At 37.0% G+C, this 13449-nt stretch carries 15 protein-coding genes; 12 read left to right on the forward strand and 3 right to left on the reverse strand.

Features of this window, described 5'->3' with window-relative positions:
• The first annotated feature begins 1 nt into the window (after nucleotide 1).
• From ftsY to BQ5341_RS01520, 10 genes are all read left to right on the forward strand, one after another.
• A complete protein-coding gene (ftsY, locus tag BQ5341_RS01475; RefSeq protein ID WP_071130289.1) occupies nucleotides 2-991 on the forward strand; it encodes a signal recognition particle-docking protein FtsY in 990 nt (329 codons plus the stop codon).
• Between the two features lie 8 nt (nucleotides 992-999).
• The gene (locus BQ5341_RS01480) at nucleotides 1000-1878 is read left to right on the forward strand and encodes a helix-turn-helix domain-containing protein (protein WP_071130290.1); all 879 of its coding nucleotides are present in this window, start codon (nucleotides 1000-1002) and stop codon (nucleotides 1876-1878) included.
• Between the two features lie 449 nt (nucleotides 1879-2327).
• Nucleotides 2328-3683: an ABC transporter substrate-binding protein gene (locus tag BQ5341_RS01485; RefSeq protein ID WP_071130291.1), complete on the forward strand. Its 1356-nt coding sequence runs from the start codon at nucleotides 2328-2330 to the stop codon at nucleotides 3681-3683.
• A 125-nt stretch (nucleotides 3684-3808) separates the two neighbouring features.
• On the forward strand, nucleotides 3809-4714 hold the full coding sequence (locus BQ5341_RS01490) for a carbohydrate ABC transporter permease (protein WP_071130292.1): 906 nt from the start codon (nucleotides 3809-3811) through the stop codon (nucleotides 4712-4714).
• A gap of 12 nt (nucleotides 4715-4726) precedes the next feature.
• The gene (locus BQ5341_RS01495; protein ID WP_106396153.1) at nucleotides 4727-5584 is read left to right on the forward strand and encodes a carbohydrate ABC transporter permease; all 858 of its coding nucleotides are present in this window, start codon (nucleotides 4727-4729) and stop codon (nucleotides 5582-5584) included.
• Between the two features lie 19 nt (nucleotides 5585-5603).
• Nucleotides 5604-5996, forward strand: a complete 393-nt coding sequence (locus BQ5341_RS01500; RefSeq protein WP_071130293.1) for an RDD family protein — start codon at nucleotides 5604-5606, stop codon at nucleotides 5994-5996.
• A 70-nt stretch (nucleotides 5997-6066) separates the two neighbouring features.
• Nucleotides 6067-7212 carry a glycoside hydrolase family 88/105 protein gene (locus tag BQ5341_RS01505; protein WP_071130294.1) on the forward strand — a complete coding sequence of 382 codons (1146 nt, stop codon included), beginning with the start codon at nucleotides 6067-6069 and terminating at the stop codon, nucleotides 7210-7212.
• Between the two features lie 337 nt (nucleotides 7213-7549).
• Complete coding sequence (locus tag BQ5341_RS01510) at nucleotides 7550-7978, forward strand: universal stress protein (RefSeq protein WP_071130295.1); 429 nt, start codon at nucleotides 7550-7552, stop codon at nucleotides 7976-7978.
• Between the two features lie 34 nt (nucleotides 7979-8012).
• On the forward strand, nucleotides 8013-8345 hold the full coding sequence (locus BQ5341_RS01515) for an HIRAN domain-containing protein (RefSeq protein WP_071130296.1): 333 nt from the start codon (nucleotides 8013-8015) through the stop codon (nucleotides 8343-8345).
• Nucleotides 8346-8475: 130 nt separating this feature from the next.
• Nucleotides 8476-8946: a hypothetical protein gene (locus BQ5341_RS01520; RefSeq protein WP_158661719.1), complete on the forward strand. Its 471-nt coding sequence runs from the start codon at nucleotides 8476-8478 to the stop codon at nucleotides 8944-8946.
• 58 nt (nucleotides 8947-9004) lie between these two features.
• Here the strand turns inward: BQ5341_RS01520 and yidA are convergent, their stop codons facing one another.
• From yidA to BQ5341_RS01535, 3 genes are read right to left on the reverse strand one after another with little or no spacing between them, the layout of a single operon-like run.
• Nucleotides 9005-9817, reverse strand: a complete 813-nt coding sequence (gene yidA / locus BQ5341_RS01525) for a sugar-phosphatase (protein ID WP_071130298.1) — start codon at nucleotides 9815-9817, stop codon at nucleotides 9005-9007.
• An 11-nt stretch (nucleotides 9818-9828) separates the two neighbouring features.
• Complete coding sequence (locus BQ5341_RS01530) at nucleotides 9829-11181, reverse strand: HD domain-containing protein (protein WP_106396154.1); 1353 nt, start codon at nucleotides 11179-11181, stop codon at nucleotides 9829-9831.
• The gene (locus tag BQ5341_RS01535) at nucleotides 11165-12025 is read right to left on the reverse strand and encodes a lipoate--protein ligase family protein (RefSeq protein ID WP_106396155.1); all 861 of its coding nucleotides are present in this window, start codon (nucleotides 12023-12025) and stop codon (nucleotides 11165-11167) included. The genes BQ5341_RS01530 and BQ5341_RS01535 overlap by 17 nt, the downstream gene beginning before the upstream one ends.
• Nucleotides 12026-12198: 173 nt before the next feature.
• Between BQ5341_RS01535 and BQ5341_RS01540 the strand changes: the two genes are divergently transcribed.
• On the forward strand, nucleotides 12199-12783 hold the full coding sequence (locus BQ5341_RS01540) for a GNAT family N-acetyltransferase (RefSeq protein WP_235836351.1): 585 nt from the start codon (nucleotides 12199-12201) through the stop codon (nucleotides 12781-12783).
• A 134-nt stretch (nucleotides 12784-12917) separates the two neighbouring features.
• The gene (locus tag BQ5341_RS01545) at nucleotides 12918-13355 is read left to right on the forward strand and encodes a YwiB family protein (RefSeq protein WP_071130301.1); all 438 of its coding nucleotides are present in this window, start codon (nucleotides 12918-12920) and stop codon (nucleotides 13353-13355) included.
• Nucleotides 13356-13449: the final 94 nt, after the last annotated feature.

Here is a 13449-nt window from a genome sequence, read left to right on the forward strand (position 1 = left end):
TATGGGAATTTTTGACAAAATTAAACAAGCTTTTACTGGCGAAAAAGTTGAGACCCAAACTGAAGAAAAATATGAAAAAGGCTTAGAAAAAACGCGGAAAACATTTGGCGAGCGCCTGAATGAATTATTTGCTAATTTTCGGACTGTCGATGAAGAATTTTTCGAAAACTTAGAAGAAACTTTAATCGAAGCCGATGTTGGTTTTGACAATGCGATTGCCATTACCGATAGTTTGCGCCAAGAAGTAAAATTAAAAAATGCCAAAAAAACGAGTGAAATTCAAAATGTCATTGTGGAAAAATTGGTAGCCATTTATGAAGAGGAAGGCTTAGATGAACAAGCTGGCTTAAACATTCAAGAAAATGAATTAACCGTCATGCTATTTGTCGGCGTGAATGGTGTCGGGAAAACGACGTCCATCGGCAAACTGGCTGCTCGTTATCAGCGCCAAGGAAAAAAAGTTGTTTTAGCTGCCGCCGATACTTTTCGGGCCGGAGCCATTGATCAACTTGTTGTCTGGGGCCAGCGCGCCAATGTGCCAGTAGTCAAGAGCCAACCTGGAGGCGATCCTGCGGCAGTGGTTTTTGATGCCGTTGTTCAAGCTAAAAAAGAAAAGGCTGATTTTTTATTAGTCGATACTGCCGGACGTTTGCAAAACAAAGTCAACTTAATGAAAGAACTAGAAAAAATTAAACGAGTCATTCAAAAAGAAATTCCCAATGCGCCCCACGAAGTATTATTAGTCATTGATGCTACGACGGGACAAAATGCTTTAGTACAAGCCCAACAATTTAAAGAAACAACCGATGTATCAGGAATTATTTTAACAAAATTAGACGGTACCGCTAAAGGTGGAATTGTTTTAGCGATTCGTTCTAAGTTGCATTTGCCAGTGAAATTAGTTGGCTTAGGTGAAGGGATTGACGACTTGGCTGAATTTGATGCCAACGCGTTTGTTTATGGATTGTTTAAAGGACTCGTTAAAGAGTAGGTGAAAAAATGAAAAAAACCATTTATGCAGGAATGATGAATGGCTTACGCATTGATCGCTGTACACGAGACGGCGCTTATAATATGATTAAACATTGGCACCCAGAATTTGAAATTCAATATTTTATTAAAGGGCGCCGCCATTTTTTTATTGAAGATCGTGCGTTTGCCGTGAAACCAGGCTCGCTGGTTTTAGTAAATTCTGGTCAAATCCACAATACTTATTCAGAAAAATTTATTTTTCATGATCGCGTATTACTTCTTTTTGAACAAGAAAAATTCGCCCCACAAATGAAAACTTTCGATCTTGATTTGCTCGCTTTTTTTGCTAAAAATTGGGGCGTGATTCAGATTCCGCAAGAAGATCGAGTGTATATTGAACATTTATTTGCCCGCCTCGCCCAAGAAGCAGCGGATAAAAACTTTATGTTTAAAGCAGAAGCTGACTTGTTGATGGTGGAGTTATTTATTTATTTGGCCCGCTTAAAAAATTCCGGCCAAGCTGAAACTCTAGCGCCGCAATCACAAGAAATTAATGAAGTGGTCCAACAAGTGACGCACTACATTCGGAAAAATTATGCCACAGTTGGTTCTCTAGATGAATTGGCAAAATTATTTTTTGTCGATAAATTTTATTTAAGCCGGATTTTTAAAAAAAGTACCGGCCAAACCATCACCGAGTTTACAAACATTCAAAAAATTCAGCACGCGCAAAAACTATTGGAAGATACAAATGATTCAATTGCCCAAATTTCTCTTAAAGTCGGTTACGAAAATAAAACATATTTTGATCGGGTCTTTAAAAAATATGTCGAGACCTCGCCTGTCCGTTATCGCAAAAAACAAAGTGCCTACAAAAAGTCATTACGAGATATTAATGATTACTAGTTTTCACAAATTAAATCATGCACAATCTTTTATCTTTCCCACGCTTTCAACCTAATCTAAAAACACTTCGTTTTATACGGAGTGTTTTTTTATTTTTCATATTTCACAAAAAAAGAGCAATAATCAACCAAAATCAATCAAAATCGCGCTAAATTTTTTTTGAAAAAAATTTGTTTTTTTGTTCTATAAATTTTGCTGTCTTAAATGACTTGTGCACGTGAACCTTTTAATAACAAGCGTTCTTGAAAAAAATCCTGCTATGCTTTCATCCGGAATTTTCTCATAAGGAAAGTCAATATTGGATAAAATTGCACAAAATTGTTCACTCCTTTGTTTAAGTGCTTTCAAGAGGTTGACTGTTTTTTTTAATGAGGTATATTTAGGGTAAGCGTATGCAGATACGACGAAAAATTTGTTCAACAATTACACAAAAAGTGGAGGAAAAGCAGATGAAGAAAAGTTTAGTAAAACGTCTCGCCGCTAGCGGATTAGTTTTGACTAGTATCGTAACGTTAGCAGCATGCGGTAGTGGGAACAACGGTAGTGGGGATGATAGCGCAAGTACTAAAGACACATTGCCAACTGAAGATGTCACGATTAAATTTTCTTGGTGGGGTGCTGACAATCGCCATGAAGCGATGCAAGCAGTCGTTGATCTTTACGAAAAAGAAAATCCAAATGTTACCGTTGATGTCGAATATGGTGCATGGGATGGTTGGCAAGCTAAAATTTTGACGCAACTTTCCGGAGAAACAGAAGCTGATGTAATGCAAGTCAACTATAACTGGCTCTTCTCTTATGGAAAAGGGAAAAATGTTTTCTACGATTTAAATAAAGTATCCAAATTTTTAGATCTTGATAACTGGGATGCCAATTATTTAGAAGCAATGCAAGTTGACGGCGAACAAGCAGGTGTACCACACGGTATGACTGGTCGGGTATCATTAATTAATCAAAGCTTATACGAAGCAAACGGCTTAGAACTTCCAACAACCTATGAAGATTTAGAAGCTGCTGGTAAAGTTATCGGCGCAAACAACACGCCAACTGGTGCTGACAACCAATACGCTATTCAAAATATGGGCGAAGTTTCCAAAGATTTATTTATCGCTCAAATGCTCTTTAACGAAAATGGTAAAGTAATGCAAACAGACGGTAAAGTAAATTACACTGTTGAACAAGTTCAAAAAGTTTTAGAAGAATATAAAGCTTTAGAAGATTCCGGTGCTATGCCAACATTTGAACAAGATCCTTCAGTTGAAACAAATGCCAATCCTCAATGGACCGGCGGACAAATTGGTGGTATTTACGAATGGGCAAACTCTTTAGCTCAATGGGCTGGTTCATATAAAGAAGGCCAAGCTGAAGATGAATTAACAGTTGCACCTTACTTACAAACAACTGCAGATCAAAAACCTAACATTTATGTAAAACCAAACTTTGGTTATGCTATTTCTAAACATTCTAAAAACCCTGAAGTTGCTGCTGACTTCATCAACTTCTTATTCACTAATGAAGCTGCTGTTGTTGCATCTGGCGATACATTAGGAATTTCTTCCAACACTGTAACTAATGAATTACAAGTTAAAAATAATTTATTAGAAGGTGTTGTTAAAGAAGGTTACGCTATGCTTGATCAATATGACCAAACGGTAATGGACCCTTACTTTGAAGATGAAAATGTTCGTAACGAACGTTACACAGCTGTTGAAGCTTTCCGCTCAGGAAAATCAACTGCTGAAGAAGCTGCCAAAGAATATGTTGAAAAACAACAAGCTGCTTTAGACAAATATTATTTAGAATAAGCGCTAATAAAGAGGGGCAAAGCGGAAAAATAAATGTTGTAAAAATTTTTCCGCTTTCCAATCTTTTTTTGATACGTGATACATATCAAAGAAATGTGTAGTTTTAAAAGAGGGGACGAACCACGATGTCGAAAGGACAAACAAAAAAACATACCCGGAAAATGAATTGGCTAGTTTTAGTCATGTTACTTCCGTGGTTAATTGGCTTTATTGTGTTTAAAGTCTATCCAATCATTGCTTCATTTATTTATTCATTACAAGAATACCCAATCTTAGGTGAACCAGAATTTGTTGGTTTTCAAAACTATCTCGACATTTTCACCACCGATGATACGTTCCGGGCTTCGATTGTAGCCACTTTAAAATACGTGTTAATCGGAACGCCAGCAGTTATTATTGTGGCCTTCATCGTAGCGGCTATTTTAAATTTCAAACTAAAAGGCGTAAACTTTTTCCGGACGGCTTATTATATTCCGTCGATTCTCGGAGGTAACGTTGCGGTCTCGATTTTATGGACGATGCTTTTTGATGTCAACGGACCAGTCAATACGGTTTTAAGTATTTTTAATTTTGGTGGCGATGTGGCTATTAACTGGACCAAGAATCCAACATTTGCCGTGTTCACTTTAATTATTTTGAAGACTTGGCAATTTGGTTCTACTATGTTGATTTTCTTATCGGCTTTACAAGGTGTTTCTAAATCCGTTTATGAAGCAGCTGAAATTGATGGCGCTGGTAAATTCCGCCAATTAGTTAGCATTACGATTCCGATTATTACACCAGTCATTTTGTTTAACATGATTAACGTCTTGGTAAAAGCATTCCAAGAATTTAACTCGGCTTACTTAATTACCAAAGGCGGACCGAATAAGGCGACGTATTTCTTAAATCTTTATATTTACGATCAAGCCTTCCAAAATGGGAACTACGGTTACGCGTCGGCTTTAACTTGGATTTTACTGGCCATTATTGGGGTGTTGACATTGATTGTCTTCCGCACTTCCAACAAATGGGTGTTCTACAATGATTAGGAGTGAAAAATAATGGAAATGAATCGCACACAACGAAGAATCAATCAAGTGATTCGCTACACCTTGCTTATTTTGGTGGGAATTATTTTGATTTATCCGCTCTTTTGGATGATTGGCTCAGCGTTTAAAGAAAATCAAGATATTTTTGGAACGCTAAGTTTATTTCCACCTAAAGGACGGGCCAATACAGGGAACTTTGCTTCTGCTTGGCAAATTACTAAAGATCACACAATTTGGTTTTACTTTTTAAATACGTTGAAATTTTTAGTACCAAAAACAATTTTTACTGTTCTTTCTTGTTTACTAACAGCTTATGTCATTGCTCGTAAATCATTTAAAGGGAAAAAATTTGTTTTCGGTGCAGTTATTGTTACTTTATTGATGCCAGAATTAGCTTTTAGAATTCCGTTATATTTATTGTATCGGGAAGTTGGTTTACTAGATACATTTGCCAGTTTGTTTGTGGCTGATATTTTTGCATCATCATCGTTCTTTGTCTTTATGATTATTCAATTCATGCGGACAGTACCGCGCGAATTAGATGAAGCAGCTGTAATGGATGGTTGTAATGATTTTCAAATTTTATTTAAAGTCATTGTGCCAGTAATTAAACCAATTTTAATTACCGTTGCTCTTTTATGTTTCATGTGGGGCATGAACGATTTCCAAGGACCATTAATTTACTTGAACTCGGCTGATAAAGCCACACTATCCATTATTATGAAACAACAGATGGATGGCGAAAATATGATTTCGTACGGACGAGTCTTTGCAGCATCAACACTAGGTCTATTGCCAATGGTTGCCTTGTTCTTTATGGGCTCTCGTTACTTTGTCGATGGTGTTGCTACAACAGGTGGGAAAGAATAAACGAAAAGAGGAGTAAGAGATGCTTTTAATGAAACGAATAATGGCGCAAGTGATTGATTTAATTGTTGGCTTACTCATCATTTTTGGGACATTCGGTTTCCTCGTTCCATTTGTAGGGAAATTTATTGGAAATGATGTTGTCTTAGCGATTTTAGGCATTGTCGTAATCGCCTTAGTGACTTACGGCGTGCAATTTCCATTTATGACAACCGGTCAAACGATCGGCAAAGCATTTTTCCAATTAAAAGTAATTTCTACAGATAAGATTCGAAAAAATGTGCCGGTAGCGGTCATGATGCAACGAGAAATTTTGTGTAAGTTGATGAGCTGTTATTTCATTTGTTTGCCGATGTTGGCAGGGAAAATGGGCGGCCATGAAGAAGCGACCCACACGAAATTAGTAAGAGCTTAAAATAAATCGCGCCAGTAGCTTTTTTCTGGCGCGATTTTTTTGTAGAAAAAAAGTGGAGGATTGAAAATTAATGAAGCAAATCAAACAATATTTAGATGAATTAATGGAAAAATCTACACCAGACAAACCTGTTTGGAACATGGAAGCTATTTTAGAAAACAAGCCTGCTCATTGGAGTTATGTGGACGGCGCGATGGGGATGGCCATATTAAATATGTATGAAGCCACCGGTGAAGAAAAATATATCGAGTTTTTGGATAATTTCATCGACTATTATATTGAAGAAGATGGCTCGATTTTAGGATATGAATTGATTGTTTATAATTCAGATTCGATTAACGAAGGGAAATTGCTTTTTGCCTTGTTGGAAAAAACCGGCAAAGAAAAATATCGTCTGGCCTTAGATAAATTATATACGCAAGTCAAATGGCAACCGCGGACTAATGAAGGCAGCTTTTGGCATAAATTAGTTTATCCGTATCAAGTTTGGTTGGATGGTTTGTATATGGTGGAACCATTTTACGTGCAATATGAGCTAACTTTTAACGACGGGAAAAACATTAAAGATATAATGGCGCAATTTGAAAATGTCGAAAAGTTAATGAAAGATCAAGAAACTGGGTTGTTTTATCATGGGTACGATGAGAGTCGTCAATTATTTTGGGCCGATAAAAAAACCGGCTTAAGCAAACATTTTTGGACTCGGAGTCTCGGCTGGTACGCGATGGCTTTAGTGGACACAATTGCTCTTTTGCCAGAAAAATTCGCCGCTGAAAAAAATAGTTTAAGCAAACAATTAAATGATTTGTTAGCGTCTTTATTGAAATTCCAAGATGCCGATTCAAAATTATTTTATCAAGTGACTGATTTAGGTGGACGTGAAGGAAATTATTTGGAGACTTCAGGATCATGTGCCATTAGTTATACTTTGATGAAAGCTGCTCGTTTGGAAATTATTGCTAGCGAAAATTTTGAACGGGGAAAAGAAATTTTGGAACATGTCGTTTCGGAAAAATTAAGCAACGATCAAGATGGATTTGCTTTAAATGATATTTGTTTAGTAGCGGGACTTGGGGGCATGAACGGACGCGGAACAGTAAAAGTTCGCGACGGTTCATTTGAATATTATATTTCCGAACCAAAAGTTCAAAACGATGCCAAAGGAGTAGCCCCATTAATTTTCGCCTACAGTGAAGTTTTGAAAAATAAGTTGTGAGAAATTGGGGGTTGGCCCGTAGAAAATTAGGAAAATGGTGAATGATTGTGTAACAATCAGTAGGCATTTTATCTATTTTCCTAGGGACACCAATTTTCACACCGAAAAATAGGTTGTGAGAAAAAGTGGTTTGGGACGTAAGAAAATAGCAAAATGGTGGATGAGTGCTTGCGCTCAGGAAGTATTTTGTCTTTTTCTCTAGCTCCAGCTTTTCTCACACCGAAAAATAGGTTGTGAGAAAACTTCTAAAAGAACTGCGCTAGACATTTGGCGCAGTTCTTTTTTGTAGTTTTTAAAAAAGTGAAGTATGATTAAGAAAAAGAATGGAGGGAACAATATGCATGATCATTATGAAAATATTTTAGTTGCTGTTGACGAGTCCGAACAAGCACAAACAGCCTTTATCGAAGCGGTGGCCATTGCCAAACGCAATCAAGGGAAATTAACAGTCGCTGCTGTGGCGGATACGACGAATTTGTGGGGAGACGGTTACGGTGTGGCAGAAGCCATGACTGCTCAAAAAGAAGCCGCGCAAATGGTGATGGATGTTCTCGTGAATAGTTTTGCCGATGGATTAACCGTAGAAAAAATTATCGAAGTTGGCTCGCCAAAATCAGTTATTGCCAAAGATTTACCAGAAAAATATCATTACGATTTAATCGTGATGGGTGCCACTGGTAAAGGCGCCATTGAACGCGTCTTACTTGGTTCCACAACTAATTTTGTTGTCACTCACGCCCCATGCAATGTGATGGTCGTTAAATAATTTTTTAAAAAAATATTTTTTCAGGAGAGAAATAATGGAAGTATATCAACCGAGTCGTTATTTATTAGATTTTCATTTGGCTGGTTTTGCTTACTGGGATGGAACGAAAGTGGCCAATGAACTGGAAATCGGTTCACCTTTGCAACTGCAAATAGAGACCAGTAATCCGTTTGACCAAGAAGCTGTCGCTATTTATTTTCACGATAAAAAAATTGGCTATGTCCCTGCACAAAAAAATAGCTGGTTGTTTTCCCTTTTATTTTTTGGCTACGGGGAATTTTTAGAAGCCGAAATTCAAAGTGTTGATTTACATCAACATCCTGAACGCCAGTTTCGCGTGGTCGTCCGTTTAAAAGATCATCGTTAAAGCAAAAAAGTCATTCGTTATTAAAAACGAATGGCTTTTTTTGATTTTGGAAAGAAATAAATGAGTAAATATTGTTTTTTTTTAATAAAAGTGTACAATTTGAAAAAAAGAGGCGAAAGCGGTGGATCGGATGAATAAATTAACGCGCTATGGTTTATTGATTTGGACAGTTGTTGAAGGATTAGTGATGGGGTTATTTTTATATTTTGAAACACAAAGACTAATTGTTGATGACGCTCGTTATTTAACAGATTGGAAATATCGAGAATTTGTTAAAGAATGGATGGCCATCGGAGAGTTCCATTTACTAGGCAACGAATTAAAAGTCACATCGCCAATCTTATTATTTAGTTTACTTTCTGGTCTCGTCGTTTTTTCTTTGTTATGGAAAAAATTTCGCCTGGCTAAAATTCCCCGCAGCTTATTGTTAATTTTTCCGCTGGGAATTGTGATTCCTTTACTTCCGCCTTTTGAAAGTAATGTATTGCCGCGCTTGGTGACAGGATTTATTTTGTGTCTATTGGTTAGTTTGATTTTGCCAAGTTTTGTAAGGACCCATGTTGGCAAAAATCGAGTGGAGAAAAAAATTGAGTTTCTTTAAACAAAAAAGACCGGTAAAAAATTAGCTGCTTGGCTAAAGTTTTACCGGTTATTTTTAATTAGAGGACGAATTTTTCTAAAGCAAAAGCGACGCCAGCTTCATCATGGGTTTTAGTAACAAAGTCGGCGGCGTTTTTGACAAGCTCCACCGCATTACCCATCGCCACACCAATGCCAGCTGTTTCAATCATGGATAAATCATTTTCATTGTCGCCAATGGCCATCGTTTCTTTAACATCAATATTCAAATGCGCGCAAAGATCTAACAAAGCTTGGCCTTTAGAAGCTTTCTTATTTAAAATTTCAAAAAAGAAACGTTCTGAGCGGACACAAGTATATTTTTCGTAAAAATCTTTTGGCAGTTGGGCTAGAGCGGTCCCCAACTTTTCTTCTTCATTAATGTACATCATTTTAATAATTTGATCTTGGGGCGTAATTTCTTCCGGCGATCGATACATTAAAGGAATATCTACTAAAAAGGATTCATAAACCGAATATTTGTTAATATTGCGATTCACACAGACTAAATGTGCCGGATCATTCAGATGAATATGCACCGGCGTAAAAATTTTGCGACTCATAGCTTCAATCTCTAAATAATTATCGTAAGTCAGGCGGCGTTGGGAAATTGTTTTACTTTCGGTATTTTCCACCACCGAACCATTGTAAGTCACTACATAATTTTCAGGACCTGTGATATCCAGTTCGGCCAAAAAGTTTTTCACGCCTGTAAAAGGCCGACCGGTACATAAAACAATTTTCACATCAGCATTATTAGCGCGGGCAATAGCCTCTTTTACTGCAGGTAAAATTTCGCGGCGACTGTTAAGCAAAGTGCCGTCAATATCGATAGTTACAAGTTTAATTGTCATAAAATCCCCACTTATTTAATTTTTCCATTTAAAATAAAATCTTGAAATGCTTGATATTTTTTTTCAAATAATTGGCTTTGCTCTTCACATTTTAACATTTCTTTTGGAAAATAAAAACGCTCATCTTTTTGTCCTTGGCCTGCAAGTGCAGCTACTAGTGGTGAAATCTGGGAAAGTTCAATTAAAGTGCCATCTGGTTCCAGTAGTTCAATTTGCGTGCGATGACTAATGGCTTCCGGACGATAAAAATCATAAGGCAGATCGTAACTAGAATTAATCGCCGTATAATATTGAGTTGGATAACCCACTTCTTCAATAATATTTTTCATTTGATTCAATTTTTCAAGGTCGGTTTCAGAATTAAATTGCACTGATTTAAAAGGTTTACGATACAAAAAGTGGGCCGCTAAATCGGCTAAAATTTTATCAGGAGCTTTCAGCCATTGTAAAAAGGCAGTATTCAAAACGCCGTCGTCTAACATTAAATAATCTTGCAAAGTGAAATCTTGTTTTAAAAAAGGAACCAATAAAGGCGCCGAGTAATTGAAGAAATCCGGATTTTTTTGAAATAAAAAATGGGCCCGATTTAATAAATGATCTAAAATCACTTCCATTCCGCGACTCGTCGGATGAAAATAAACTTGGACATACATTTGATAACGGGAAACAATGTAATCTTCTACGGCATGCATGCCGTTAATTTGAAAGGCGATGCCATTTTCATAAGGACGAATCACCCGCAAAATCCGCGTTAAATCAAACGTTCCATATTCCGTGCCAGTATAATAAGCATCCCGCAATAAATAATCCATCCGATCAGCATCGATTTGTGAAGAAATCATTTGCACGACTTGCGGATTGGGATACGTTTTGGCAATGACTTGGGCAATTTTTTCGGGAAATCCTGCTTCCACGCGATTCAAGACTTGATAAATTTCTGTTTCCGGACTAGTAATAATTTGTTGGGTAATTTCTTCATGGTTCGTATGAAAAATATGTTCAAAAGTATGGGAATACGGACCGTGACCGACATCGTGGAGTAAGGCCGCACACAAAGCCACCAGGCGCTCAGAATCGTCCCAACCTTTTGCGCCCATTTTTTCTTTAGGAAAATTCCGCAAGAAAAAATCACAAATGCGGCGGGTCACTTCATAAACGCCTAACGAGTGAGAAAAACGGGTATGCTCGGCTCCATGAAACGTAAATGATGTAGTACCTAATTGCTTAATCCGGCGCAAATGTTGAAATTCTTTTGTGTCAATCAAATCAAGAATCACTTGATGTTGGACGTGAATATAATTATGGACCGGATCGCGAAAAACTTTTTCTAAGGGTAAGAGTTGCTCTTTATAAGGGGTCATTATTTTTTACCTCCTGAAATAATTGATGGAGCGTTTCATTGCGCTCGGTCATTTTGGTAAATTTTTCTTGTAAAAACAATTGAGCGGCAGTTTTTTTGAGTTGTTCTTTAATAACAATTTCAGAAATGTCGGTGGCAAAATAATCAGCAAAGGCGATCGTTATTTTTTCTTTGACACTAGTGACATTCACTGGATAAAAATCATTGAGATTTTTCATCACAGCAGGATTTACTGCCGGATAACCACGTGCGCCGAAATTTTCTTTTAAAGCGGCTTGATAAAAATTTTTTACTAATTCGCCGCGGGCCAGTTGCGGGCCATCCACTGACAAATAAAGCATCACAGCAATGCCTTCATTCAGTCGACGTTGGGCGATGCCGGCGATTTTCTTGCCGTGAATCGATAAATCATATTTTCCAGGACAATAAGAATCAGAAATTTCATAAGCTTCAATTGGAAATTCCGCGGTACCCAGTGCTTTTTGAATTAATTCTGTCATGATTTGGTAGGCATTGTCGACAGAAATTTTCCGCTGGGGATTTGGCAAAAACAAAGAAATATTTAAAATGCCCGCATCGTTGAGCACCCCCAGCCCGCCAGCGTTACGGACAACCGGTTGATAATTACTTTTAGCAATTATTTTTAAACCATTTTTTAAATCATCCACCCGCAAATCCTTCATCCCTAAAATAAATGTTTCCGGCAATTGCCAGAAATGTAAAACGGGCTCTTTTTGCGTTTGGACCCAATCAATTAAATAATCGGTTAAAGCAAAATTCAGCAAGCGATTTTCTTGAATTTTTTCATCATAAAGATGGGCGTTTTTCACAGACGTCACTACTTTCACATAATATACTTCCAGTATATAACAAAATACGCAAAAAAGGCCTTTTTTCGCTATTTAAAGGGAATTTCCACTAAATTTTCGTTTGTTTTACTTTGTTTAAAAAAAGTTTTCTTTGGTATAATTATTAGAGGGAAAAATACAGAAAAGTGGTGTGGACAATGGAAATAATGAAAATGAATGAAGTAAGATCCGATGTCAGTTTTAAAGTGAGCAAGATTTTTGTGGAAGGATTTTATCAATGGTTGAAATTTTTTTCTAAAGATCAAAAAAAACTCACCAAAACATTTGCCCATATTTTTAATCCGGATGTTTTTTATGTTGCGATGATTGATGAAAAAGTCGCGGGATTTGCCGCTTGTGCCCGGCCAGAGAATCCTTCTGTTCACTTAGTTCAAAAAGAATTTCGCCAGCATCTAGGTTTCTGGAAAGGAACACTAGCGTATCGAATTTTAAAAAAGGAATTTGAAGATAAACCTTATCCTTTTTCTATTCCAGAAAATATGGGGATGATTGAGTTTGTGGCAACGGACGCTGAATTTTTTGGACAAGGCGTGGCCACACGTATTATTCAACATATTCAACAGACAACGCCATTTAAGGAATACGCCTTAGAAGTCGCCGATACGAATTTACCAGCTGTGAAATTATATGAAAAACTCGGCTTCAGGGAGTTTCAGCGTGTCCCTGAGAAACATCCAAAGCAAAGCGGACTGAATTTTTATTTATATCTGAAAAATATACCTGACAAAAAAATTTAACCTCAAGTTGAAATTAAAAAAATTTGTCAGCTGCACCTTTTTAAGGACGAAAATAAAAGAAAGACAGCGCCCGTACTTGACAAGTGTCCCAAAAGCTACGAAAATAAATATAGTATGTTTAAGGAGGAATGGGCGTGGATTTAAAAAATGGTCAAGCCATTCAATTGCATCTAGAAACAAAGGTCCAGCAAAAAGAGGAAAATTCTGACTTTGTCTTCGATGGAAAAGGCCAGTTAGTAAAAATTGGCGACACATTATATATTCGCTACAGCGAGCTGCAATCAGATGAGCTGACAGAAATTCCAGTGACAATTAAAATCGAACCTGATGGCATCGTCCAAATTATGCGCGGCAAAGAACTTCACTCGCGCTTGAAATTTTCCTATCAGAAAAAAATCCCCATGACTTATCGAACACCATTTGGTTTATTTACGATTGAAAGTTTTACGAAATATTTGCATTTTTCCTTAAAAGATCGACCAACTTCAGGAATTTTGACGCTAGATTATGATTTGTTTTTGCAAGATGAGCTGATGGGTAGCTACCAAATGAAATTAAATTTTACAGCATAATTTTCTGCCTTTTTAACAGCCAATATTTTAACTATTTATAGTAGAAAATGTTGGTCTGACGTTTACTTTCATTGGTAAATATTGTATGATAAAT

Origin of the sequence: Enterococcus timonensis (genome assembly GCF_900104595.1) — a bacterium.
GTDB classification, from domain to species: Bacteria; Bacillota; Bacilli; order Lactobacillales; family Enterococcaceae; genus Enterococcus_J; species Enterococcus_J timonensis.